20 protein-coding genes and 2 pseudogenes are annotated in these 22,961 nt (G+C 28.6%); 17 read left to right on the top strand and 5 right to left on the bottom strand.

The window, feature by feature from the left end; all coding sequences use genetic code 11:
* Both Q0F58_RS08035 and Q0F58_RS08040 read left to right on the top strand, forming a co-directional pair.
* Positions 1-472: pseudogene (locus tag Q0F58_RS08035) on the top strand (cobyric acid synthase CobQ); the annotation flags it as partial.
* A 20-nt stretch (positions 473-492) separates the two neighbouring features.
* The gene (locus tag Q0F58_RS08040; RefSeq protein WP_294374769.1) at positions 493-1,017 is read left to right on the top strand and encodes a hypothetical protein; all 525 of its coding nucleotides are present in this window, start codon (positions 493-495) and stop codon (positions 1,015-1,017) included.
* A 272-nt stretch (positions 1,018-1,289) separates the two neighbouring features.
* Here Q0F58_RS08040 and ytaF read toward each other — a convergent pair whose 3' ends face one another.
* Complete coding sequence (gene ytaF / locus Q0F58_RS08045) at positions 1,290-1,916, bottom strand: sporulation membrane protein YtaF (protein ID WP_294374772.1); 627 nt, start codon at positions 1,914-1,916, stop codon at positions 1,290-1,292.
* Between the two features lie 192 nt (positions 1,917-2,108).
* Here ytaF and yidA point away from each other — a divergent pair, with 192 nt between their 5' ends.
* A complete protein-coding gene (yidA, locus tag Q0F58_RS08050) occupies positions 2,109-2,918 on the top strand; it encodes a sugar-phosphatase (protein WP_294374774.1) in 810 nt (269 codons plus the stop codon).
* Positions 2,919-3,341: 423 nt separating this feature from the next.
* Positions 3,342-4,451 carry an HD-GYP domain-containing protein gene (locus Q0F58_RS08055; protein ID WP_294374777.1) on the top strand — a complete coding sequence of 370 codons (1,110 nt, stop codon included), beginning with the start codon at positions 3,342-3,344 and terminating at the stop codon, positions 4,449-4,451.
* Positions 4,452-4,525: 74 nt separating this feature from the next.
* Here the strand turns inward: Q0F58_RS08055 and Q0F58_RS08060 are convergent.
* Positions 4,526-4,810 (bottom strand): annotated as a pseudogene (locus tag Q0F58_RS08060) (adenine deaminase C-terminal domain-containing protein); the annotation flags it as partial.
* A 151-nt stretch (positions 4,811-4,961) separates the two neighbouring features.
* Positions 4,962-6,011, bottom strand: a complete 1,050-nt coding sequence (locus Q0F58_RS08065; RefSeq protein WP_294374778.1) for a beta-propeller fold lactonase family protein — start codon at positions 6,009-6,011, stop codon at positions 4,962-4,964.
* Positions 6,012-6,351: 340 nt separating this feature from the next.
* Between Q0F58_RS08065 and metA the strand changes: the two genes are divergently transcribed.
* The gene (metA, locus tag Q0F58_RS08070) at positions 6,352-7,266 is read left to right on the top strand and encodes a homoserine O-succinyltransferase (protein ID WP_294374780.1); all 915 of its coding nucleotides are present in this window, start codon (positions 6,352-6,354) and stop codon (positions 7,264-7,266) included.
* Positions 7,267-7,438: 172 nt separating this feature from the next.
* Here the strand turns inward: metA and Q0F58_RS08075 are convergent, their stop codons facing one another.
* Both Q0F58_RS08075 and Q0F58_RS08080 read right to left on the bottom strand, forming a co-directional pair.
* A complete protein-coding gene (locus Q0F58_RS08075; RefSeq protein WP_294374782.1) occupies positions 7,439-7,702 on the bottom strand; it encodes a DUF1294 domain-containing protein in 264 nt (87 codons plus the stop codon).
* A 245-nt stretch (positions 7,703-7,947) separates the two neighbouring features.
* Complete coding sequence (locus Q0F58_RS08080) at positions 7,948-8,589, bottom strand: undecaprenyl diphosphate synthase family protein (RefSeq protein WP_294374784.1); 642 nt, start codon at positions 8,587-8,589, stop codon at positions 7,948-7,950.
* 446 nt (positions 8,590-9,035) lie between these two features.
* Here Q0F58_RS08080 and Q0F58_RS08085 point away from each other — a divergent pair, with 446 nt between their 5' ends.
* From Q0F58_RS08085 to hemL, 12 genes are all read left to right on the top strand, one after another.
* Positions 9,036-10,115: an ABC transporter ATP-binding protein gene (locus Q0F58_RS08085; RefSeq protein ID WP_294374785.1), complete on the top strand. Its 1,080-nt coding sequence runs from the start codon at positions 9,036-9,038 to the stop codon at positions 10,113-10,115.
* The gene (locus Q0F58_RS08090; RefSeq protein ID WP_294374787.1) at positions 10,112-10,984 is read left to right on the top strand and encodes a carbohydrate ABC transporter permease; all 873 of its coding nucleotides are present in this window, start codon (positions 10,112-10,114) and stop codon (positions 10,982-10,984) included. The genes Q0F58_RS08085 and Q0F58_RS08090 overlap by 4 nt, the downstream gene beginning before the upstream one ends.
* A gap of 18 nt (positions 10,985-11,002) precedes the next feature.
* Positions 11,003-11,896, top strand: coding sequence for a carbohydrate ABC transporter permease (locus Q0F58_RS08095; RefSeq protein WP_294374788.1), 894 nt, complete (start codon positions 11,003-11,005; stop codon positions 11,894-11,896).
* 266 nt (positions 11,897-12,162) lie between these two features.
* The gene (locus Q0F58_RS08100; RefSeq protein ID WP_294374789.1) at positions 12,163-13,449 is read left to right on the top strand and encodes an ABC transporter substrate-binding protein; all 1,287 of its coding nucleotides are present in this window, start codon (positions 12,163-12,165) and stop codon (positions 13,447-13,449) included.
* 40 nt (positions 13,450-13,489) lie between these two features.
* A complete protein-coding gene (locus Q0F58_RS08105) occupies positions 13,490-14,785 on the top strand; it encodes an alkaline phosphatase family protein (protein WP_294374792.1) in 1,296 nt (431 codons plus the stop codon).
* Between the two features lie 514 nt (positions 14,786-15,299).
* Complete coding sequence (locus Q0F58_RS08110) at positions 15,300-15,839, top strand: hypothetical protein (protein ID WP_294374795.1); 540 nt, start codon at positions 15,300-15,302, stop codon at positions 15,837-15,839.
* Positions 15,840-16,040: 201 nt separating this feature from the next.
* Positions 16,041-17,243 (top strand): glutamyl-tRNA reductase, encoded by a 1,203-nt coding sequence (hemA, locus tag Q0F58_RS08115; protein ID WP_294374797.1) that lies wholly within the window; start codon positions 16,041-16,043, stop codon positions 17,241-17,243.
* A complete protein-coding gene (locus Q0F58_RS08120) occupies positions 17,204-17,875 on the top strand; it encodes an NAD(P)-dependent oxidoreductase (RefSeq protein ID WP_294374799.1) in 672 nt (223 codons plus the stop codon). Before hemA ends, Q0F58_RS08120 begins: the two co-directional genes overlap by 40 nt.
* A gap of 18 nt (positions 17,876-17,893) precedes the next feature.
* Positions 17,894-18,772 (top strand): hydroxymethylbilane synthase, encoded by an 879-nt coding sequence (gene hemC, locus Q0F58_RS08125; RefSeq protein ID WP_294374800.1) that lies wholly within the window; start codon positions 17,894-17,896, stop codon positions 18,770-18,772.
* 34 nt (positions 18,773-18,806) lie between these two features.
* Complete coding sequence (gene cobA / locus Q0F58_RS08130) at positions 18,807-20,276, top strand: uroporphyrinogen-III C-methyltransferase (RefSeq protein ID WP_294374801.1); 1,470 nt, start codon at positions 18,807-18,809, stop codon at positions 20,274-20,276.
* 147 nt (positions 20,277-20,423) lie between these two features.
* Positions 20,424-21,392, top strand: coding sequence for a porphobilinogen synthase (hemB, locus tag Q0F58_RS08135; RefSeq protein ID WP_294374804.1), 969 nt, complete (start codon positions 20,424-20,426; stop codon positions 21,390-21,392).
* 234 nt (positions 21,393-21,626) lie between these two features.
* Complete coding sequence (gene hemL, locus Q0F58_RS08140) at positions 21,627-22,913, top strand: glutamate-1-semialdehyde 2,1-aminomutase (RefSeq protein WP_294374805.1); 1,287 nt, start codon at positions 21,627-21,629, stop codon at positions 22,911-22,913.
* Positions 22,914-22,961: the final 48 nt, after the last annotated feature.

Here is a 22,961-nt window from a genome sequence, read left to right on the forward strand (position 1 = left end):
ACTTGGAGTTGAAGGAAAGATAAGTCAGGAAGAGGGTTTTGGATTTTTAGATATAAAAACAAGGTTTTCTGAGGCAAAGATAACAAAGCAGACAAAAGCTGATATATTATGTGATTTGAAAGATATAAAATCAATAGAAGGTAAAGTTGTAAGTGGATATGAAATTCATAATGGAATAAGCAAGATAGGGAAAAAAGTAATACCATTTATAAAAGATACTGATGGAGTTATAATAGGTGTATGCAATGAAGAAAAAACAATAGCAGGAACATATCTTCATGGTATGTTTGATTCTGAAGAATTTATAAATTCATTTGTTCATGGACTTAAAGTTTCTTCAGGAATATCAATTTCAGAAGATGAACTTATTGAAAAGGTAAGTGAGTATAAAGAAAAAGAATATGACAGGCTTGCTAAAATATTTGAAGAAAATATCGATATTAAAAGAATAGAGACAATTTTAAATTTATAGAAAATAAATGGAGGGTAATTATGTTAACAGATACTGAAGAAAGAATGCTTGAATATATAGAAAATAAAGCTAATGAAAATGTAAAAGGAAAAACATTCTTTAGAATGACTGATGTTTTGGAGGAAGCATTTCTTCTTACAAAAGATAAGGCATACGATGTTTTTGTGAATATAATGTCAAGAAAAAATATTGGAAATTCAAAATATGCAATAATCGATGAATACATTGACATGTTGAAAAAAGGATATGGTTCTATAAAAGAACAGGTGGATTTATTTGGAGGAGATAAATATTCAATGGTGTTATCTACTGCAAGAAAAAGAATGAAATCATACGAAGGAGGGAATATATTTTCTCTTTTTCAGGAAGTATATAATGTGAGCAGTGATGAAATAAATGAATTAGTGTTAAAATTACTATCTTTTGTTGAATCGCCAAGTTTTGATATAAGGATAGATGAAGAGGTCTTCAATAGGTTTTTAGAAAATGATATTGATGAACTTGATAAGCAATATGATAGATTTTCAACATTGAATAACAATTAAGTGTACTGAGTAAGAAAATAAATAAAAAATCATATGTTTTATAAATATAAGGGGAACCGCCAATAAAGATTGAAATCTAATTTTTATTAGGACAGTTCCTTTTTGTAAATTTGTATCTTAATTAATATAAATAAATTTACATATCAGCTGTTAAGTGAATTTTTCTTTGAACTCGTCAGAATTTAAAGACGAGTTTTGCAGAGTTTACTATTATCTGCATATATATCATTTCTGTAAAGACATATGATTAAGTAAAATAAGAAAAACAGCAATTATTTTATTATTCTTATTACTGCAAGTATTATGAGCAATAGACCTGAAAGCCAAGATAATTCAATATGAAATTTTTCTGAGAATTTATTGCCTAATACCATGCCAAAGAAAACACAAAGAACTCCAATAATGAAACACAATGTCAATGTCTGAACATAGCTTATGCTACATAAACTTGAACCAAATCCAACAGCAAGGCTGTCTAATGAAAGAGCTAAAGCTAAATAGAAGGCTTCTTTTGAGTTAAGGGATTTGGAATTATCAAAATCTGCTTTGGTTTCATCTGCATAAACTTGAAGAATAAAATTAAAATCAAATAATTTAAAAGTAAGCGGGTAATCACATTTGATTTGTCTGGAAATATATGATTTAAAAAAGTATTCAAATAATCTATAAATTCCAAGAAACATAAGAATAATAAATCCAAGTATTGTTGGAAGATTTCCAGAAAGGAAACTTTTAAAAACAGCACCTATAAAAAGAGAACATGCTAAAGTTGATGTGCATACTAAATTTATTATTATAATAGATTTTGCAGGTATTTTTATTTTAGAAGCTCCATAAGCAATGCTTGCTATAAAGGAATCTATACATAAAGATAATACAAGTAACAATGACTCAAGCATAAGTTCTACCTCACATTTCATATATACATAACCATAATATGAATAAAAATTACAATTAGTTACATGTGTAGTGAATAAAATAGTGTTTTTGTATTTAGAAAACCTATATTAAGAGAAAAAAAATCATGATATACTAAAATAGTAGAGAACATGATAAAAATTAAAATTAAATATAGAATATGGAGGACAGAGATGTATAAATTAATTGCATTAGACATGGATGGAACTCTTCTTAATACTGAGAAGAAGATAACAGAAAATACAAAAAAAGCATTGAAGAAAGCAGAAGAAAAAGGTGTGAAAGTTGTATTGGCATCAGGAAGACCTTTAAGTGGAATAACTAAATTTTTAGGGGAATTGGATTTAATGAAAGGTGATGACTATGCTTTAAGTTTTAATGGAGGTATAGTAATCAACAGTAAGACAGAGGAAGTTATAAACAGTAGCTTGTTAAAAGGTTCAGATTTAAAACATTTATATAATATATCTAAAGATCTTGGAGTTAATATACATGCTTTTTCTGTAAAAGAAGGTCTGATAACTCCTAAAATGAGTCAATATACTCAGCATGAATGTGATATGAATGGAATTGAAGCAACAATTAAGGATTTTAATGAAGTTGAAGATGATGAGGACATTGTAAAGGTGATGATGATTGATCCACAGGAGATATTAGATAAGGCCATAGAAAAACTTCCAAAGGACCTTTATGGTAAATATAGTGTATTTAAAAGTGCACCATTTTTCTTAGAATTTACTAATAAAGAAGTAGATAAAGGAAAAGGGTTAAAGAAGCTTGGAGAATACTTAGGAATAAAGCAAGAAGAAATAATTGCATGTGGAGATGCTGGAAATGATTTATCAATGATTAAATATGCAGGACTTGGAGTTGCCATGGAAAATGCAACTGAAGATGTTAAGAAAGCAGCAGATTATATAACTCTTTCTAATGATAATGATGGAATTGCTCATGTAGTTGAAAAATTTATTCTTAATAATTAAAATTTTTATTTTTAGGCATCTGTTTAATAGCAGGTGCTTATTTTATAGAAAATTATATTTTTTGGAGAAACTGTAGAGAGTTTTGGAAAAGAACAGAGACACACAATCTTTTTTGGTTAAGGTTTAGTAATATGAATGAGTTGATAATTTTAGACGTGATAAAGTTAAGTGCAGAGAAAATGCTTTTTTATTATTTGTAAAATCATATTTAAAAAAGTTGGGCTTTGCCTATTAAAATAACAAAAAAAGACACGATTATAATAAATATGTATACGGAAAAACTTTGAAAAAGTATTTTAGTATAAAAATATTAAATTTATAACAAATAAAATGTTATATAAAAATATTATTTTGAAATATATATTATAATTTGGGTATTTTGGGAAAATTATAATTATATTTGATTAGGGGGGAATAGCAGCTATGAGGCTGGTTCCGATTGAAAGTGTCAGACCAAATACTGTATTAGGAAAAACTATATATGATATAGATGGGAGACTTCTTTTAAGGGCAGGTGTTGTGTTAAGAGAAAATACTATAGCTAAAATAAAAGAAATAAATATTCTATCGATTTATATAGTAGATAAATATAGTAGAGAAGAAATAGAGGATATTATAAAACCTGAAATAAGACAAAAAGCTGTAATAACTATTAAAGAGGCTTTTTCTAATATAGGAAGACTTAATAATGGTCAACCATTTAGAAATAGTGAAAAAGATTATACATGGCAAGAACAGAGTTATTTTTACAATATAGGAAAAATGGCAGAAGACATAATTGAAGATATATTGAATAAGAGAGATGTAGTTCTAGCTTTAGTAGATATAAGAAGCATGAACAATTATACATATTCACATTGTGTAAATGTTGCAGTTATATCTATGACAATAGGAATTGCTTTGAAATTTCCTAAGAAAAAATTAGAAGCATTATGCATAGGTGCTTTAATTCATGATATAGGAAAGTCACTTCTTCCAAATAGAATGATGAATAAGGAAACCGAATTTTCAGAGGAAGAACTTGAATTGGTTAAAAGCCATCCAAGACTGGGATATAAATATTTATCAAGTACTTATAACATAAATAGTTTAAGCAAAATGATTGTTTTGCAGCATCATGAAAGGCCAGATGGACTTGGATATCCAGATGGACTTAAGGAAAAGGACATTATTGATTTGAGTAGGATAGTAAGTATTGCTGATACATATGATAATTTATCGACAGACCTTCCAGGAAAAAGAGCTATGTTTCCAAGTGATGTCTTAGAATATTTAATGTCAAATGCAGGAACAATGTTTGATTATTATCTGATAAGTGTATTTTGTAGGATTGTAATACCATTTCCAAAGGGGACACTTGTAAAATTGAGTACTGGAGAGATAGCTAAAGTTGAAGAAACAATACCAAACTTTCCATTAAGACCTGACTTAAGCATTATAGATAGTCCTATAGCAAGCAGAATTTCAAAAAGAATATCTCTTCTTAAGGAACTTTCTGTAGTTATTACAGAAATAATATATGATATGGATTAAAAAATCAGCGATTACATTAAAAAATATAACTGTAATATTTAATTAGATATTACAGTTATATTTTGATTAATGGCTTATTCAATAATGTTGATAAATTTAAAATTTTCAACGTCAAATAATCCTTTATCTGTTATTTTTATTGTAGGAATAACTGGAAGAGATAAAAATGAAAGCGTTAAAAATGGATTGAAATTAATATGAGGAGCAACTATTTTTATGCTTTCATGAAGTTTTTTCAATTCAGAATCAATTTCTTCATAAGATCTTCCTGTCATAAGTCCACCTATTTCAAGTTTTAAAGAAGCAAGAATTTTACCATTTTGTACTACAATTATACCACCACCATTTATTTTTTCTATTATAGTAAACAGAAGAATTAATGTCAAAAATAGAAAAGGGTTTCTTATGTGAGATTAAAAATAAAAAACTGCAGTTAAATATTAATGACTAAACAACTGTTTTATAGAAGTCAGATTAATATTTGAAACTGCAGTTTAATTTATTATTTTTTTAAATAAATTGTATACATGTTGGAGAAGGAATTTCTGAGGAATTCAAAAAATTCAGGAATCCTGTCGATGAATTTATAGAAAAAACAGAAATATTATTAGATTTTTCATTTGCACATAATAGATATTTTCCACTAGGATCAATCTGAAAATCTCTTGGAGAATTACCATGACATGAAACTGTATCCAATAATTTTAATTTTCCATCAGAAGAATTTATCAAAAATAAACTTATAGAATTGTTTCCTCTGTCAGATGTATAAAGAAATTTATTATTTGGATGAATTCGTATAGCAGCGCCACTTTTTATACCTTTATAATCTTTTGGAAGACTGCTTAAAGTCTGTACATTTTCTAAAATAGAATCTTTTGAAGGAGTATATTTCAAAACAAATATTTCGGATGATAATTCACTCAATACATATATATAATTTGAATCGAAATAAGTCAAATGTCTAGGACCAGTTTTTTCAGGAAAATTGAAGTTAAGATCTGTTTTATTAACCAGTTCATTGTTTACAAGTTTATATACAGCAAGTCTATCAAGTCCGAGCTGTGCTGATAAAATATATTCATTATCAAAAGTGAACATTGCACAATGAAAATGTGGATTTTTTATTTTATCATTATGAAAAGGCTTATAAGTTGCTACAGAAGGATAGTTTAATATTAAGCCTTCTAAAGTGTTATATGCGATTAATTTATTTTCATGATAATTTGAAGAAAGAAGTATATGATTGCTTTCACAGATGCTTACATGGCATGGCTGTTTTGTTTCGCATAAGTTATAATTTATTAAATTTAGTTTGTCCTGTTCATGCCAGTATTTAAATGATATAACCCCAGCTTTATCATTTATTTTGCATGTAGAATAAAGCACATGTCTTTCAGGATCAACAGTAAGATATGTTGGATTTTCAATTTCATATGCTAAATTAATATGTTCTGTTTTGTGAGAAGAAATATTAAAATTTATTCTATATATTCCTTTGCTGTTACCATTTGTATAAGTTCCTACATAAGCACTCATTATATTTTGCTGCACTACCATGATGTATACCCCCTTTTTATGTATATTAAGGTAAGTATATCATAAATCTAAAGTATAGTAATTGGAAATTAAACCAGCTATTTTAGTGCGATTAAAAAATATCAAAAAAATTTTGTTCAAATAAAAGAATCTATTAAAAGAGCAAAAAAGATAATATTAAAATATCAACAAATATATTTAAAATTTATTTAATAGTAAATAAAAGATTTATGAGATGCAAGAAACAATATACATTTTAGGAAGGATAAAACAATAAGTTGATATTAAGGTAAAGTTTGAGATATAATGATAAATAATGCATCATAACGCACTAAGCATATAAAAAAAGGGGGAATTAGGAATGCCAATAAAAATTCCTAGAGAATTACCAGCATTTAAAGTTTTAAGTGAGGATAATATATTTGTAATGAATAATGAAAGAGCAGATACACAGGATATAAGACCTTTAAAGATTGCAATCCTTAATTTGATGCCTAAAAAAATAGTTACTGAAAATCAGCTCTTAAGATATTTATCAAATACACCGCTTCAGGTAGAGATAAAATTAATACAGACTAAGAGCTATACATCTCATAATACACCATTAGAGCATTTGGAGAGATTTTACAGTTATTTTGATGAAGTGAAAGATGAAAAGTTTGATGGGTTAATAATAACAGGGGCACCAGTTGAACAGATGAAATTTGAAGATGTTGCTTATTGGGATGAGCTTACAAAAATCATGGAATGGAGCAACACAAATGTATTTTCAACACTTCATATATGCTGGGGAGCTCAAGCAGGACTTTATTATCATCATAATATACCTAAATACGATTTGGCTGAAAAAATGTTTGGAATATTTCCACACTGGGTTAATGATGAAAAAGCAGATCTTACAAGGGGATTGAGTGATATATTTAATGCTCCTCATTCAAGACATACAGAAGTCAGAAGAGAAGATATTGAAAAAGTAAAAGAATTGGAAATATTATCTGAATCCAAAGAAGCAGGTGTCTTTATAGTTGCAACACATAATAGAAGAAAAGTATATATTACAGGTCATCTTGAATATGATAGAAACACTTTAAAAGATGAATATTTTAGAGATTTGGAAAAAGGTGAAAAAATAGCAATACCTAAAAACTATTTTAAAAATAATGATCCAAAGGAAAAACCAAGCCAGACATGGAGAGGCAGTGCCAATATAGTTTTTGGAAACTGGCTTAATTATTGTGTATATCAAAATACTCCATACAATCTTGATAATCTATAGGTAAATAAAAACATATAGACTTCAGTTCAACATATAATATATCCTATTGATTTAGATTATACAAAATTATAGTTTCAACATATCATATATAAATAAGAGTGTGTTACTACTTATAAGACAAAATTTTATGATGAAAAGGAATAGTTTAAACATAACAATAACAGCTGTATGCCTATTTTAAAAGGTATATAGCTGTTATTGCTTCAATTATGAATATGAGAGGAATTCCTATTGTGAATTTCAAATGTTTAGTTTTATGTCTAAAAACCTGCATACCTATGTACATTCCAATAGATCCACCAATTAATGAAATTAACAGTAGAGTTTTTTCTGGGATACGCCATTGTTTATGAATGGCACGATTTTTATCTATAAACATTATAAAAAAACCAATAAGATTTATCATGCCAAGATATAGATATAATAAATTATTCATTAAAAAAATCTCCTTAAAAATTTAAACTATATCAAATATATATTGCAATTTAAATATTTTTATCATTACAGTATATAAATTTGCATTATTAAATGAATTAATAATAAGTTATAATTATGAAGTCTGCAGTCAGCTGTGTTTTAGCTTATGCAGGTTTAAGGTAATTATAGCATAATTTTATTAAAGAGAATATTTTTATATCGAGTATCGAGTCATGTTAAATTTCATCTTGTATAAAGTTTTTGTCAGCCGCCAAGAGTTACATCTTGTTTATCATACCATGCAAGGGCCTTATAAAAATCCTCTTCTTTAAATGAGGGCCAGTAATTATCAAGGACATAAAAATCAGAATATACAGATTGAACAGGAAGAAAACCACTAAGTCTTCTGCGTCCACCCCATCGTATTATTAAATTAATCCTTGAAATATCTTTTGAATGAATATATGGTATTATGCTGTTTTTAGGAAGGGCTGGATTTTTTAATAAATTTAAATCCCATTCCCATCCGTAGTTTATTAAAAAGTTTACCTTTATTCCTCCTGTACCATATTTTTTACGTTCAGTATATGGAAGCAGTTCTTTTGGAAAACAGGATGAATTTGTATTTCCCAAAACTAAGATTTCACAGTTATGTTCAGCTATTAAGTTAACTGAATCTATACATGCTTTTGTAAAAGCTTTTTTTTGCTCAGAAGGTCTTTTTGTATTATCAGTAGTAAAACCATAGAAAGTGACTTCTTCAATTTTTTCTTTTTGACATAGTTTAAATAAATTAAGTCCTGGATCAATGCCATAGCTGTATCCCATGTCTTTAGTCATATTATTTGATAAAGCCCATCTGCGGTTTCCATCAGGTATTATACCAATGTGTCTAGGTTTTCTCATAAATTTATCAGTCCTTTTTCTAAAATATATGTTGTAATTAACAATGTAGAAATGACAATTGAAACATATATAAGTATTTCCTAAAAATATTAAAAGATACACACCTATAAAAAAAGCAGCTATGCTGCAAATAAGAACCTATTAGTCTATAAAAAGAGCAGCTATATTATATTTTGAAGTTTTTTAGTTTAGAAAAAACAGCGATGTTTTGCTAAGAATTTCAACAGCTTATAAAAGTAAATGCTATATAAAAAGCAAATCAGATAATATTAAATAAATGTTGCATATGTAATATTTGATAGCAAATATAAATAAATGATTTTAAGAATTAGCACCAATAATTAGAACATAAAAGTTAACAATTGCTTAATATTATTTAACTTATGATTAATGTGAATTTAAATTTGAGGGAATACAATTAAAACATAAAGAAGGGGGAAAATAAATTGGGAGAAATTATTTTAAAAAACATTAAAAAAAGCTATGACAAAGAAAGAAACATAATAGAAAACTTAAATTTAAAAATAGAAGATGGAAGTTTTACAGTTCTTGTAGGTCCATCAGGATGTGGAAAATCTACTACATTAAGAATGATTGCAGGTTTAGAAAAAGAAACAAGTGGAGAAATATACATTGATGGAAAGCTTATGAATGGAATTGAACCAGGGAAGAGAAACATTGCAATGGTATTTCAGAATTATGCATTATATCCAACAATGACAGTAAGAGGAAATATTGAATTCGGTTTAAAAAATAAAAAAGTTCCTAAAGATGAAATAAAAAAAGCAGTAGAAGAAATTGCTGAAACAGTTGGACTTAAAGAATATCTTGATAAGAAACCTCAGAATTTATCAGGAGGACAGAGACAGAGAGTTGCCCTTGCAAGAGCAATGGTAAAAAAGCCAGCGGTATTTTTAATGGATGAACCTTTATCAAATCTTGATGCTAAGCTTAGAAATCAAATGAGAGCAGAATTAATAGAACTCCATAAAAAACTAAAAGCTACTTTTGTATATGTTACTCATGATCAGGTTGAAGCAATGTCTATGGGAGATTCTATAGTTTTATTAGAAAATGGAAAGATAAAGCAGGTGGATTCACCAAAAGATATGTATAATAATCCTAAAAATAAGTTTGCAGCTCAGTTTATAGGAACACCTCCAATGAATGTTCTTCAATGTGAAAAGATGATTAAGTATAACTTTTCTAACAATCCTAAATATATTGGATTCAGGCCTGAAAAAGCAAAAATATCAAACAATGTTGATATAGTTCCAGATGATGTATTTAAACTTAAAGGGAAATTAGTTACAAAAGAAATGCTTGGAGCTGAAACTTTATATAAGATTTCTACTAAATATGGAAATATAGTTGTGAAATTATATGATGATTATGCACTTACAAGTGATAAAGTAATCATATATGTAAAGAACAGTGATTTGATGTATTTTGATCAAAATGAAGAACGAATTGATAGCAGTATTTCTGTTAATAAAAATAATTTCAAAGATGAGGAAGCAATATGATGACTTTAAAGAAAACAAGACCATATATTATGATTACTCCAGCAATAGTAATTTTTCTCGTATTTTCTATTTATCCAATACTATATATGGGGTATCTCAGTTTTAATGAATGGGATTTAATAAATCCTGTAAAAACTTTTGTTGGATTAGATAATTTTATGGCTTTATTTAAAGATGAAACATTCTTAAAAGTCGTAAAGAATTCAGTAATATATATGCTCATAACAGTCAGTGCAACTATGATTTTGGGAATATTAATGGCATTGTTTTTGAGCAGAAATACAAAAATAAATAAGATACTTCAAAGTGTTACCTTTGCCCCATACATAGTTTCTATGGTATCAGTTGCCTTCATATGGAAGTGGATAATGGACAGTGACTATGGACTTTTAAATTATCTTTTGAGTTTTATAGGAATTGACAGTATAAACTGGCTCCATGATGAAAAAACTGCATTATTATCATTATGTATTATTTCTATATGGAAAAGTATTGGATATAATGCAATAGTAATATTATCAGCATTAAAAGCAGTTCCTCAATATATATATGAAGCAGCTCAGCTTGATGAAGGAAAGCCGCTAAAAGTGTTCTTCAAAATAACATTACCTATGATATCACCATCCTTGTTTTTTTTGACCATAATGAATATAATAAGCTCTTTTAAGGTTTTTGAGCCTATAGCACTTATTACAGAAGGTGGACCTTTAAATTCAACCAATACACTTGTTTATTATATTTATGAATATGGATTTAAATTGAATAAAATTGGATATGCATCTGCAGCAGGAGTTGTACTATTTGCAATAATAGGAGTATTGACAATAATATACTTCAAAATGCTCAGCAGAAAAGTCCATTATAGGTAGCATAGGAGTGATTAGTTTATGGATATAAGAAAAAGCACATCAATATATAATTCTAAAGAAAAATTTTTCAAAGAAATAGATATGAGTTTAATTAAAAACTGGGCGTCCAGTTTGCCGAGAATTTTTATGAGTATAATAATTTTTGCAGTATTTTTCATACCATTTTATTGGATGGTTCTTACATCAGTCAAATCATTATCAGAAACATTAACATTCCCACCTACGTTCTTTGCAGAAAAAATCAATTTTGAAAACTTCACAAAGGCTTTAAATTCAGGACCATTTCTTCAATATACAAAAAACAGTATTATAATAACAATTTCAATTCTAGTATTACAGTTCGTAACAATAATTCCAGCAGCATTTGCATTTGCAAGATACAAATTCTTAGGTAAAAATTTAAGTTTTGGAGTAATAATGTCAACAATGATGATTCCAGCTCAGCTCGTTTTTTTACCTATATTTATAATGTTCAGTAAATATAAAATGGTAAATACATATATGTCATTGATTGTGCCATTTGCAAGCAGTGCATTTGGAATATTTATGTTAAGACAGGCATTTATGCAGGTTCCACAAGAACTTCTTGAAGCCGCAAGGCTTGATGATGCAAGTGAACTGAAGATAATGTTTAAAATAATGCTTCCTATTGCAAAGCCTACTCTTATAACTTTAGGACTTTTAACTTTTATAAGTACTTGGAATGACTATTTCTGGCCTCTTGTTCTTACAACAAAAGATATAATGAGGACTCTTCCAGTTGGAATTGCAGGAATAAGCAAAGTTGATGGAGGAATATCATATAATGTTCTAATGGCTGCCAATATGTTGCTTATTGTACCTATATTGATTGTATTCTTTTTTGCACAAAAACATATAATAGAGGCATTTACATATATAGGAGAAAAATAGTGAGTTTGAATCAATTAACTGAAAATTTAATTTATATGCTGTAATTTCATCTATTTATTATTTAAATTTCAACGTATACACTATAACAAATACAATGAATGGGAAAGTATGTATGAATAATAATAGAAATATCAAAAAAATTGCATAAAAACTTCATCATTCATTGTAGATTGTCAATTGTATATTGTCAATTAGAATTGTAAATTGATTATGTTTCAGCATGTATATATGAATAATATTTTAAGATAGAAAGATGAGGAGAAAAGATGAAAAAAAAATTTTTATCAATTATGTTAGTTGGAATGATTGGAATATCTATGCTTATTACTGGATGTGGGAACAGTGCAAATGCAGAAAGTTCTCAAAATAATGGAGTAATAGAGCTTACATACTGGTACACATTTAAAGATAAAATTGGTGAAAATAATGAAGCTCTTGTAAAGGAATTTAATGAATCACAGGATAAGATCCATGTAACAGCTGAGTATCAAGGAAACTACGATGAAATAAAAGCAAAAACAAAAGCTGCATTTACAGCTAATGAAGCACCAGATGTTACAATTACAGAAATAGCATCAATACCTGAAATGGTAAAGAGTGGTGTTGTTGAAGATTTGACTCCTTTTGTTGAAAAAGATGATATTAATTTCGATGATTTTCATGAAGGGCTCATGAAAAATTCATATATTGATGATAAATTATATGCACTTCCATATTTGAGAAGTACTCCAATTCTTTATATGAATGCAACTATGCTTAAAAATGCAGGGTTAGATCCAGCTGGACCTAAAAACTGGGACGAACTTGAACAATACTGCAGAGCTTTAACTAAAGATGATGCAGTAGGTATGGTTTATCCAGTAGATACATGGTTTACAGAAGCTAATTTAGCTCAAGTTGGAGGATCTGTTTTAAAAGACAATGATACTAAATCAAATGTAAATACTGAAGAAATGGCAAGAGGATTAAAACAATTAAAGAAAATGAATGATGAAGGAATTATAAAGATTTTAAACGGAACAGATGAAGGAAATGATAAGAAGAAAATTGATTTTAAAAATCAAAAATGTGCAATGTTCTATTCATCAACAGCTGATTTAACATATAACCTTCAGGTAGCAAAAGAAAGTGGATTTGAATTAAATACAGCATTCATGCCAGCTGGAGATAATTATGGTGTTCCTACTGGCGGATGTAATATGTATATGGTGAGTGGGCTTCCAGAAGAAAAGAAACAGGCAGCATGGGAATTTATAAAATTTATGACATCAACAGAAAGAACAGCTGAAGCAAGCAGAAATACTGGATATCTCCCAACAAGAAAATCAGCAGTAGATACAGATATAATACAGAACCTTTATAAAGAACAACCACAGTTTAAGGTGGCTGTAGATCAGCTTCAATATGCAGTAGGACGTCCTAAGACAGTATATTGTTCTGAAGTGCTCAAGCTTTTAAAAGAAAGTGAAGAACGTATCTTTCTACAAAATGCTGATATAAATACAGAACTTGAAAAATTGGATAAAGATATTAATGATGTTCTTAGTAAATAGTACAAGAAAATTATAGTGGAATTGTTTTGGAGGCAGAAAAATGAGTAACAGACTAATAATTTTTTCAGTAGATGCACTTGTGTATGAGGATTTGCAGGAATTGGAGAAGAAACCATTTTTTAAAGAGATTTTAGATGGAGGCTCAAGGGTAAATAGAATGAGATCAATTTATCCTACAGTTACATATCCCGTTCATTCAACTCTTATAACAGGAACATATCCAGAAAAGCATGGGGTAATAAATAATGAGGAATTTCATGTAGGACAAATCGCGAGTGACTGGAATTGGAATAGAAAATCAATAAAAGTAGAGGATATATTTGATTCTGCAAAAAAGGCAGGAAAAACTACAGCAGCAGTATACTGGCCTGTAACAGGAAATCATAAAAGTATAGATTATTTAATAAATGAGTATTGTTCTCTTGATAAAAAAGCAGATGTTCATAAATTATTTTCTGATGCAGGAACTTCTGAAGAAGTCTATGAAAATGTGGTGAAAAAATATTGTGATGGGTTGGATGTAAGTACCCATCCCGGCTCAGATATTTTTTGTATAAATTGTGCATGTGAAATAATAAGAAGGTATAAACCTGATGTGATTGCCATACATCCAGCTAATATAGATGGAATGCGACATAAGACTGGAGTATTCTCAAGTGCAGTAACTGAGGAATTGAATGTTGTAGAAAAACAGTTAGAACAGATTATAACTGCAACTAAAAATGCAGGAGTTTTTGAAGAAACTAATTTTATAATATTAAGTGATCATGGACAGATGAATATCACAAGAGTTGTCAATCCAAATGTCATTCTTAAAGAAGCTGGTCTTATAGAAACTGATGAAAATGGAAAAATTACAGACTGGAAGGCGTATGTACATTCAGCTGCAATGTCAGCACAGGTATACTTAAAAGATACTCAAGATAAAGAGATAGAAGATAAGGTATACAAATTATTATGCTCATTAAGAGATGAACAGGTTTATGGAATTGAAGAAGTTTTTACAGCAGAAGAGATAAAAGAAAAGGAACATTTAAGTGGAGATTTTTCTTTTGTGATTGAAACTGATGGATTTACAACTTTCGGAAATGACTGGAACAGACCTCTTGTTTCACCTTTAGATACAACAGATTATAAATTTGGACATGCAACTCATGGATATCTTCCAGAAAAGGGACCTCAACCAGTATTCATTGCATATGGACCTGATATAGAAAGAGGTGTGGTGCTAGAAAATGGAAATGTAATAAATGTTGCATCTACGATTGTAAAGTTGTTTGGCGGAAGTTTAGAATCTTCAGATGGACAAAGCATGGATGAAATTTTAAAGATTTAGATTAATGTATAAAGAGTTGCTTTTGATTTTTTAGCTGATATGAAAGTTCTCAAATAATTTTAAACTGCTACTTAAATAAAAATAGATAAATATATGTATTTAATAATACGGTTTTAAAGGTATTAAACAGAATATTTTATAGTAGAATATAATATTTATGAGTAATTTATAGTGAATAACATTTAAAACTTGAAGATAAAAATCAAATAAAAAGAGACTGTAAACTTAGGGGAATTTACAGTCTCTTTTCATTCTGCCGTAGGAAAACGGTCATTACTATTTAATAAAGGGGTAAATAATAATTCTTTAACTACTTTACAAATATAATTATATAAATATTATGTGTCAGAATTATGTCAATCATATTAAAAAAACATAAAGTTACTTAAGAATCGATTAATAATTTTAAAAAATTTATATTTTCAGTGGTCATTTCTACAATCTAAGTAGATAAATCTAAACAAAAACTATATAATAAAAAGTATTGAAAATAAAAAAACACAGGAGGGAAAATATGTTTGAATTAAAATATAAAAATACAGAAAAACAAGTATGTGATTTTTCTATGCATAGAGCTACAAACGCAGAAGATTTTCAAAAAGCAGTAAAGAAAAGATCAATTATTATGCTCATCATATGCTTGGCGGCAGCAGTAATTTATGTATTTGCAGCATTTAAAATGAAAGAACAGGGAAAATTTGCATTAGGTCTCACTTTTGCCGGAGTATTTGCTCTTTTTGGAATATTGAATTTACTTTTCTTTGGAAAGTTTATCAATATGCAGTTAAGAAGAACAATAAAAAAGAATCTGAAAAACAGAGGAAATATTATAGATTCAAATGTAAAATTTAAATTTGATGGAAAGGTTATGAAAATTGTAAGAGATAAAGAAAAATCAACAATAAAACCTGAATCAATAATTGAAATAATACATATGAATGAATGCCTTTGTATTGCAGCAAAGGATGATCCTGGAATAGTAATACCTTTTGATGCTTTTGAAAGTAAAGAAAAGATGAATGATTTGGAGAATGAATTAAGAAAATATATTTAATCTTGTTTTATTTACTATAATTTTGAAAATAATATGACTTCAATAAAATGAAAAAATAGATGATAGTGTACAGCTCATTAAAAATTTGTATTGTGAAGTATTTTAGTTATAAAATACCTCACATTTATTTTAAATACAATTTTATAGGAGATGTTTTTTATCTAGAAAGTACTATTAGAATAACTGTAGAGGTGATGAGTTGTGATAGGATTAATAGGAATTAAAAAAAATACGCCTTTAGAGATAAGAGAAAAACTTGTATTAAAACCTAAAAAGTGCAGGATATTTACAGAAAAACTATTAGAAATTTTTAAAGAAGTAGTAATTTTATCAACCTGTAATAGAACAGAAATTTATTTTAATGATTTTTTTGAGAAAGAAGAACTATTAAAAGAGATTTTTGATATTTTGGAATGGAATTATTCATTGAGAGAATACGTGTTTTTGGCAAATGAAGAGGAATCCTGCAGACATTTATTTGAAGTCTGCTGTGGTTTTCATTCAAAGATAACTGGAGAAGATCAGATACTTGGTCAGATTAAAAATGCATATGAAGAAGCATGTAAATACAATTCAGTCAATATGGAACTTCACAGACTTTTTCAAGAAGCTGTTACTTGTGGAAAAAGGTTCAAAAATGAAGCAAGACTTTACGATATTCCAGTATCATCAGCTTCTATAGCTGTAAATGAAAGTATAAAAAAAGGATGTTTGAAATTCATGCTTATTGGATATGGAGATGTTGGACATCTTGTAATGAAATATCTTCTTTCACATAAAAGTAAATGTGTTTATCTTGTTGTGAGGAATATTAATATTAAAAATGAAATTCAAGATGAACGAGTTAAGGTGATTACATTTGAAGAAAAGGATAGATATATAGATGAAGTTGATTGTATAATATCATGTACATCTGCACCTCATATTGTTATATCACATAATGATATAAAAAAATCTGGGAGAAAGCTGTATATTTATGATTTAGCAGTTCCAAGAGATGTTGACAAAGAAATAGAAAATATAGATAGAGCAGAAGTATATAACATAGACAAAATAAGTGTACTAAATGATGAAAACAAAAAACTTAGAATTGAAAGAATGAATGAAAACAGATATATATTAAATAAATATCTAACGGAATTTAATGAATGGAAGAAAGTTAGAAAAGTTATTCCTGAAATAAAGAGGCTGAAAGAAGTTGGAAATGATGTATATGAGAAGAGAAGCATTACTTTTAAGAATAAGTGTAAAGACAAAAAAGATGCTGAGCTGGCAGAAGTTTTGATAAAAAGTGCTTCTGATTTTTATGTAAATAGAGCGATAAAAGTTTTAAAGGAAGAAACATTAAAAGGATGTGAAAGTAAATGCATAGAGATATTAGAAAAGATATTCAAAGTGAAGTAGCAGACTATTCCTTCATTTCATTTTTTTCTAGAAAACTTAGAATAGGCATTATAGGTGGCGGAAAAGCAGGTTCAATAAAAGCCAGACATTTTGTAAATAATAAATGTTATGTAGAAATTTTAGCAAAAAAATTTTCAAGAGAAATTGAAGAACTTTCAAAAACAAATGATAATCTTGTACTTATTGATAAAGATTTTTACTGTGATTTTTTAAAAGATAAACATGTAATAATAATTGCACTGAATGATGTAAAAATAAAAAAAGATATAGTAAAATATTGTAAAGAAAATTATAAAATATATATAGACTGCACTGAATTTTCAGAGGGAATGGCAGTTGTACCTGTTGAAAGAAACTCAAAAAATATTAATATTGCATTAAATACAAAAAGAGGTAATCCTAGAGGAGCTGTATGGGCAGCTGATAATATAAAAGAGATACTTGCTGATTATGATGAATATATAGATTTTACAACAAAGATTAGAAATAAAGCAAAATCTATTCCAGAACATAAAAAAGAAATAATAGAATTTCTTTTTAGTGATGAGTTTAAAAAAGAATTTGATATGGGGAAAGGAATTGAAAGTATAAAAAGCAGATTTTCTAAAGAAATTGTAGATGGGCTTATTTAAATATTGGAGGATATTTTTATGAATAGATTGATACTTGCAACTAGAAAGAGTAAACTGGCTCAGGTTCAGACTGAAATAATTATGGATAACTTAAAAAAGAAATTGGATATAGATAGTGAAAAGCTGCTTATAGTTACAGAAGGAGATAGAAAACTTGATGTTTCATTAAATAAGATAGGAGGAAAAGGACTTTTTGTTAAAGACATAGAAAAAGCTCTTTTAGAAGGGAAAGCAGATGGAGCAGTTCATAGCATGAAAGATGTACCTTATGAATTAAGCAGTGAATTTGAAATAGCAGCAATTGCAGAAAGAGAAGATGTACGTGATGTTTTAATATCAAAGGATAATATTTCATTTAGAGAATTGAGATATGGAGCTAAAATTGGAACGAGCAGCATAAGAAGAGCTGCACAATTAAAAATGTTGAGAAGTGACATTGAAATAGTATCTATAAGGGGAAATGTACAAACAAGACTTGCTAAGATGGAAAGTGAAAATCTTGATGGAATAGTACTTGCAGCAGCAGGAATTCATAGGCTGAATTTAGATAATATGATAACAGAATATTTTGATCCAAAGGAATTTCTTCCAGCAGTATCACAAGGTGCAATAGGAATTGAATGTGTAAAAGAAAGGGAAAATTCGAAGTATTTCAAGAAGCTGGATAATAGTGAAGCAAGACTTACAGTAGAAGCAGAAAGAAGCTTTATGAAAGAACTTAATGGAGACTGTCACAGTCTTATTGGCGCATATAGTGAAGTTAATGATGATGAGTTATATATGATTGGTATATATGAACTAAATGGAAACATAGTAAAAAAGGATATTACAGGAAATAAATCTAACTATATTGAATTAGGAAAGAAACTTGCAGAAAAAATATTAAAGTCGGTGTAAAATATCAAATAAATTTATTAGGAGAAAATTATCTATGAGTAAAGTTTATATAATAGGAACAGGTCCTGAAGATGAAGAGTTATTAACAGTAAAAGCAGTAAAATGTTTAAAAAAATGTACAGCAGTATTATATGATAGACTTGTTTCAAACAATATATTGAATTACCTCAATGATGACTGTGTAGTATATTATTGTGGAAAAGAACCAGGAGCACATTATAAAACTCAGGAAGAGATAAATGAAATGATTGTAAGACTGGCAGAAGAAGGACATATTGTAGGAAGAATAAAAGGTGGAGACCCTTATGTTTTCGGAAGAGGTGGAGAAGAAGTCCTTGCACTTATAGAAAAAAATATAGAGTTTGAAGTTATTCCTGGAATCACTTCACCTATTTCAGTTTTAAATTATGCAGGTATACCTATAACACATAGAGGAATAGCTCAAAGTTTTCATGTAGTAACTGGAATGTCATCTAAAAATTTAAATGTAAATTTTAAGGCATTAGCTATGGAAGAAGGAACTGTTGTATTTATGATGGGACTTAGCAGTTTAAAGAATATAGTTGATGAACTGATTAAAAATGGGAAGAATCCGGAAACTCCTTGTGGTGTAATAATGAGAGGAACATGCAGTAAACAAAAAAAAGTCATAGGTAATTTAAAAAATATAGTTGAAAAAGTTGAAAATGCAGGTCTCAAATCACCCTGTATAATTGTTGTTGGTGAAGTTGTAACATTAAATGAAAAACTTAGTTGGTATGAAAATAAACCTCTTTTTGGAATTAATATATGCATAACAAGATCACAGAAGCAAGGTGCTTCATTAAGAGACAAACTAAGAGATATGGGAGCTGAGGTTACATCAATAAGTGCAATTAAAATAGAACCTTCACCTGAAAATCTTGATGAGTATATTGATAGGTTATGTGAATATGAACATATTGTATTTACGTCTACAAATAGTGTTAATGTATTCTTTGATTATCTTATTAAAAAGGAGTATGATATAAGAAGATTAAATGCAAAAATTTCAGCTATTGGAAAAGCTACATGGAAAAGCCTTGAATCTAGAGGAATTGTATGTTTTGAAAAAGCACGTGAATTTGTTGGTGAAGGTTTAGTTGAAGCTTTAAAACCTCATATTAATAAAAATGATAAAGTTCTAATACCTTGTTCATCTATTGCAAATATAGATGTGGCAGAAAAACTAAAAGAAGCTGGAGCAGATGTTGAAAGAGTATTTATTTATAATACGGTAAAGGGAAAAGTAAGAAATAAAAAAGCTTTTGATGAAGTTGATGTGGTGTTTTTTACAAGTCCATCAACAGTACATAACCTTATTGATATGGTTGGAAAAGAGTCAGTTAAAGAAAAACATGTTGTTGCAATTGGACCTAAAACAAATAAAGCTCTTAATGAAATTGGAATAAAGGCAGATATGTGTACTGAACATTCAGAAGAAGGATTTTTAAAAGAAATAGTAAAAATGATTGACAATAAATAACGTTATCTCTGGAGTAGGCGTGTTAGCCATAATAAAGTTGATTTTATATAAATAGAAAGATATTGTTTTTTATAGAATATAACTCATATTGTTAAAAAATAGAAATGCTTTATATAAATTAATGGATTTGGAGGAATAAAAATAGTTATGTTGAAAAGAGGACGAAGACTGAGAGCAAATGCTGCAATCAGAGATATGGTAAGAGAAACAGAACTTAATTCAAAGGATTTTATTTATCCTATATTTATAGTTGAAGGTGAAAACATAAAGAAAGAAATTTCTTCAATGCCTGGGAATTATCATTATTCTGTAGATAGATTAAATGAAGTTGTAGAAGAAGCACAAAAAGCAGATATTGCAGGATTATTACTTTTTGGAATACCAGATCATAAAGATGAATGCGGAAGTGAAGCTTATAATGATAATGGAATAGTACAGCAGGCAGTTAGAAAAATAAAAGAATTAGATGAAAATTTATTGGTAATAACAGATGTATGTATGTGTGAATATACATCTCATGGTCATTGTGGAATATTACATGGACATGATGTAGATAATGATGAAACATTAAAATATTTAGATAAAATAGCAGTATCTCATGCAAAAGCAGGGGCTGACATGGTTGCACCTTCTGATATGATGGATGGAAGAATAGGTTCAATGAGAAAAGCCCTTGATGAAAATGGATTTAGAAAAGTAAGTATAATGAGCTATTCTGCAAAATATTGCTCTGCATTTTATGGACCATTCAGAGAAGCAGCAGATTCTGCACCACAATTTGGAGACAGAAAAACATATCAAATGGATCCTGCAAATAGAATGGAAGCAATAAGGGAAACTCAGATGGACATTGATGAAGGATGCGATATAATAATGGTTAAGCCTGCTCTTTCTTATCTAGATGTTATAAGAGAATGCAGGAATAGTTTTGATATGCCATTAGCAGCATACAATGTAAGTGGCGAGTATTCAATGGTAAAGGCAGCTGGAAAGGCTGGACTTATAGATGAAGAAAGAGTTATGATGGAAATTCTTACATCAATAAAAAGAGCTGGTGCTGATATAATAATAACTTATCATGCACTTGAAGCATCAAAAATATTAAATAATAGATAGTAGGATTAGGTAATAAATATATTATAGAAACAATGAAGTTGTCTGAATTATTTTGTGTGTTCAGACAATTTCTGTATATACTGAGTTATTTTTGATGTTTATATTAAATATGAAAAATTATCATATATATTTTAATACAAAGTTACATAATAAAAAGAAATCAAGCCAAGATTTCATCATTCATTTTCAATTGTATATTTTCAATTGAAAATATTATAAGCAGGAGGAAAAATAATGAGTAATGAACAGATTTTTATTGAATCACAAAAATATATGCCAGGAGGAGTAAACAGTCCTGTAAGATGTTTTAAGGGAATAAATATGAATCCTCCAATAATAAAGTCTGGCAAGGGTGTAATAATAAAAGATGAAGATGAAAATGAATATATAGATTTTGTACTTGCATGGGGCCCATTAATTCTTGGACATTGTGATGAAGATGTTGTAAAAGCGATACAAGAAACAAGTAGTGAGGCATTAGCATTTGGGGCACCAACAAAACTTGAATTGGAACTTGGAAAATTCATGTGTGATAATTTAGATAATATTGATATGATAAGAATGGTTAATTCAGGTACAGAAGCTACAATGAGTGCAGTCAAACTTGCAAGGGGATATACAAAGAGAAATAAGATAGTTAAATTTGCAGGATGTTATCATGGACATTTTGATGGATTTTTAATAGAAGCAGGTTCGGGAGTAATGACTAATGGAATTCCAGGTTCTCTAGGTGTTCCAGAAGGTGCCATAGAAAATACTCTCATAGGAATATATAATGATAAAGAGCAAGTTACAGAATTATTTGAGAAGTATGGAAATGAAATTGCATGTGTTATCATAGAACCAGTAGCAGGGAATATGGGAGTAATAAAAGCAGAAGAAGATTTTATGAAAACACTTAGAAAATTATGTGATAAATATGGTTCGTTGCTGATTTTTGATGAAGTAATGAATGGATTTAGAGTTGCATTTAAAGGTGCGCAGAGTCTTTTTGATGTAAATCCTGATTTAGTAACATATGCAAAGATTATGGGTGGAGGACTTCCTTGTGGTGCATATGCAGGAAGAAGAGAAATAATGGAACAATTAGCACCTCTTGGAGGAGTGTATCAAGCGGGGACAATGTCAGGAAATCCAATAGTAATGGCAGCAGGTCTTGCCACATTAAAAAAACTTAAGAATAACTTAAACTGGTATAATCACATTGAGGAAATAGGAACTATGCTGGAAGATGGAATAAAGGAAATTTCAATTAGATATAATATTCCAGTTGCTATAAACAGAGTTGGAGGAATGTTTACAATATTTTTCACTGATATTGAAAAAGTAAGAACTTATGATGATGTGAAGACTTGTAATGTTGAGAGATTCAACAGATACTTTGAATGTATGATAAAGAATGGAATAAATATTGCACCGTCTCAATTTGAAGCTGTATTTTTAAGTGTAAAACATGAAAAATGTCATGTTGAAAAATTCCTCAAAGCATTTGAAGAATTTGCAGTAAATGAATCGAAATAAATATGAGAAGCTAATAAAACTCCTTGAAAATATTTTGTTTTTCAAGGA

It is taken from the genome of uncultured Clostridium sp. (assembly GCF_934754915.1).
Taxonomy (GTDB): Bacteria; Bacillota; Clostridia; order Clostridiales; family Clostridiaceae; genus Clostridium.

What these genes read in the sequence shown, in the direction of transcription:
- Q0F58_RS08040 (WP_294374769.1), top strand. Translation starts at nt 493, where the DNA reads ATGTTAACAGATACTGAAGAAAGAATGCTTGAATATATAGAAAATAAA.
- ytaF (WP_294374772.1), bottom strand. Translation starts at nt 1,916, where the DNA reads ATGCTTGAGTCATTGTTACTTGTATTATCTTTATGTATAGATTCCTTT.
- yidA (WP_294374774.1), top strand. Translation starts at nt 2,109, where the DNA reads ATGTATAAATTAATTGCATTAGACATGGATGGAACTCTTCTTAATACT.
- Q0F58_RS08055 (WP_294374777.1), top strand. Translation starts at nt 3,342, where the DNA reads ATGAGGCTGGTTCCGATTGAAAGTGTCAGACCAAATACTGTATTAGGA.
- Q0F58_RS08065 (WP_294374778.1), bottom strand. Translation starts at nt 6,011, where the DNA reads ATGGTAGTGCAGCAAAATATAATGAGTGCTTATGTAGGAACTTATACA.
- metA (WP_294374780.1), top strand. Translation starts at nt 6,352, where the DNA reads ATGCCAATAAAAATTCCTAGAGAATTACCAGCATTTAAAGTTTTAAGT.
- Q0F58_RS08075 (WP_294374782.1), bottom strand. Translation starts at nt 7,702, where the DNA reads ATGAATAATTTATTATATCTATATCTTGGCATGATAAATCTTATTGGT.
- Q0F58_RS08080 (WP_294374784.1), bottom strand. Translation starts at nt 8,589, where the DNA reads ATGAGAAAACCTAGACACATTGGTATAATACCTGATGGAAACCGCAGA.
- Q0F58_RS08090 (WP_294374787.1), top strand. Translation starts at nt 10,112, where the DNA reads ATGATGACTTTAAAGAAAACAAGACCATATATTATGATTACTCCAGCA.
- Q0F58_RS08095 (WP_294374788.1), top strand. Translation starts at nt 11,003, where the DNA reads ATGGATATAAGAAAAAGCACATCAATATATAATTCTAAAGAAAAATTT.
- Q0F58_RS08100 (WP_294374789.1), top strand. Translation starts at nt 12,163, where the DNA reads ATGAAAAAAAAATTTTTATCAATTATGTTAGTTGGAATGATTGGAATA.
- Q0F58_RS08105 (WP_294374792.1), top strand. Translation starts at nt 13,490, where the DNA reads ATGAGTAACAGACTAATAATTTTTTCAGTAGATGCACTTGTGTATGAG.
- Q0F58_RS08110 (WP_294374795.1), top strand. Translation starts at nt 15,300, where the DNA reads ATGTTTGAATTAAAATATAAAAATACAGAAAAACAAGTATGTGATTTT.
- Q0F58_RS08120 (WP_294374799.1), top strand. Translation starts at nt 17,204, where the DNA reads ATGCATAGAGATATTAGAAAAGATATTCAAAGTGAAGTAGCAGACTAT.
- hemC (WP_294374800.1), top strand. Translation starts at nt 17,894, where the DNA reads ATGAATAGATTGATACTTGCAACTAGAAAGAGTAAACTGGCTCAGGTT.
- cobA (WP_294374801.1), top strand. Translation starts at nt 18,807, where the DNA reads ATGAGTAAAGTTTATATAATAGGAACAGGTCCTGAAGATGAAGAGTTA.
- hemB (WP_294374804.1), top strand. Translation starts at nt 20,424, where the DNA reads ATGTTGAAAAGAGGACGAAGACTGAGAGCAAATGCTGCAATCAGAGAT.
- hemL (WP_294374805.1), top strand. Translation starts at nt 21,627, where the DNA reads ATGAGTAATGAACAGATTTTTATTGAATCACAAAAATATATGCCAGGA.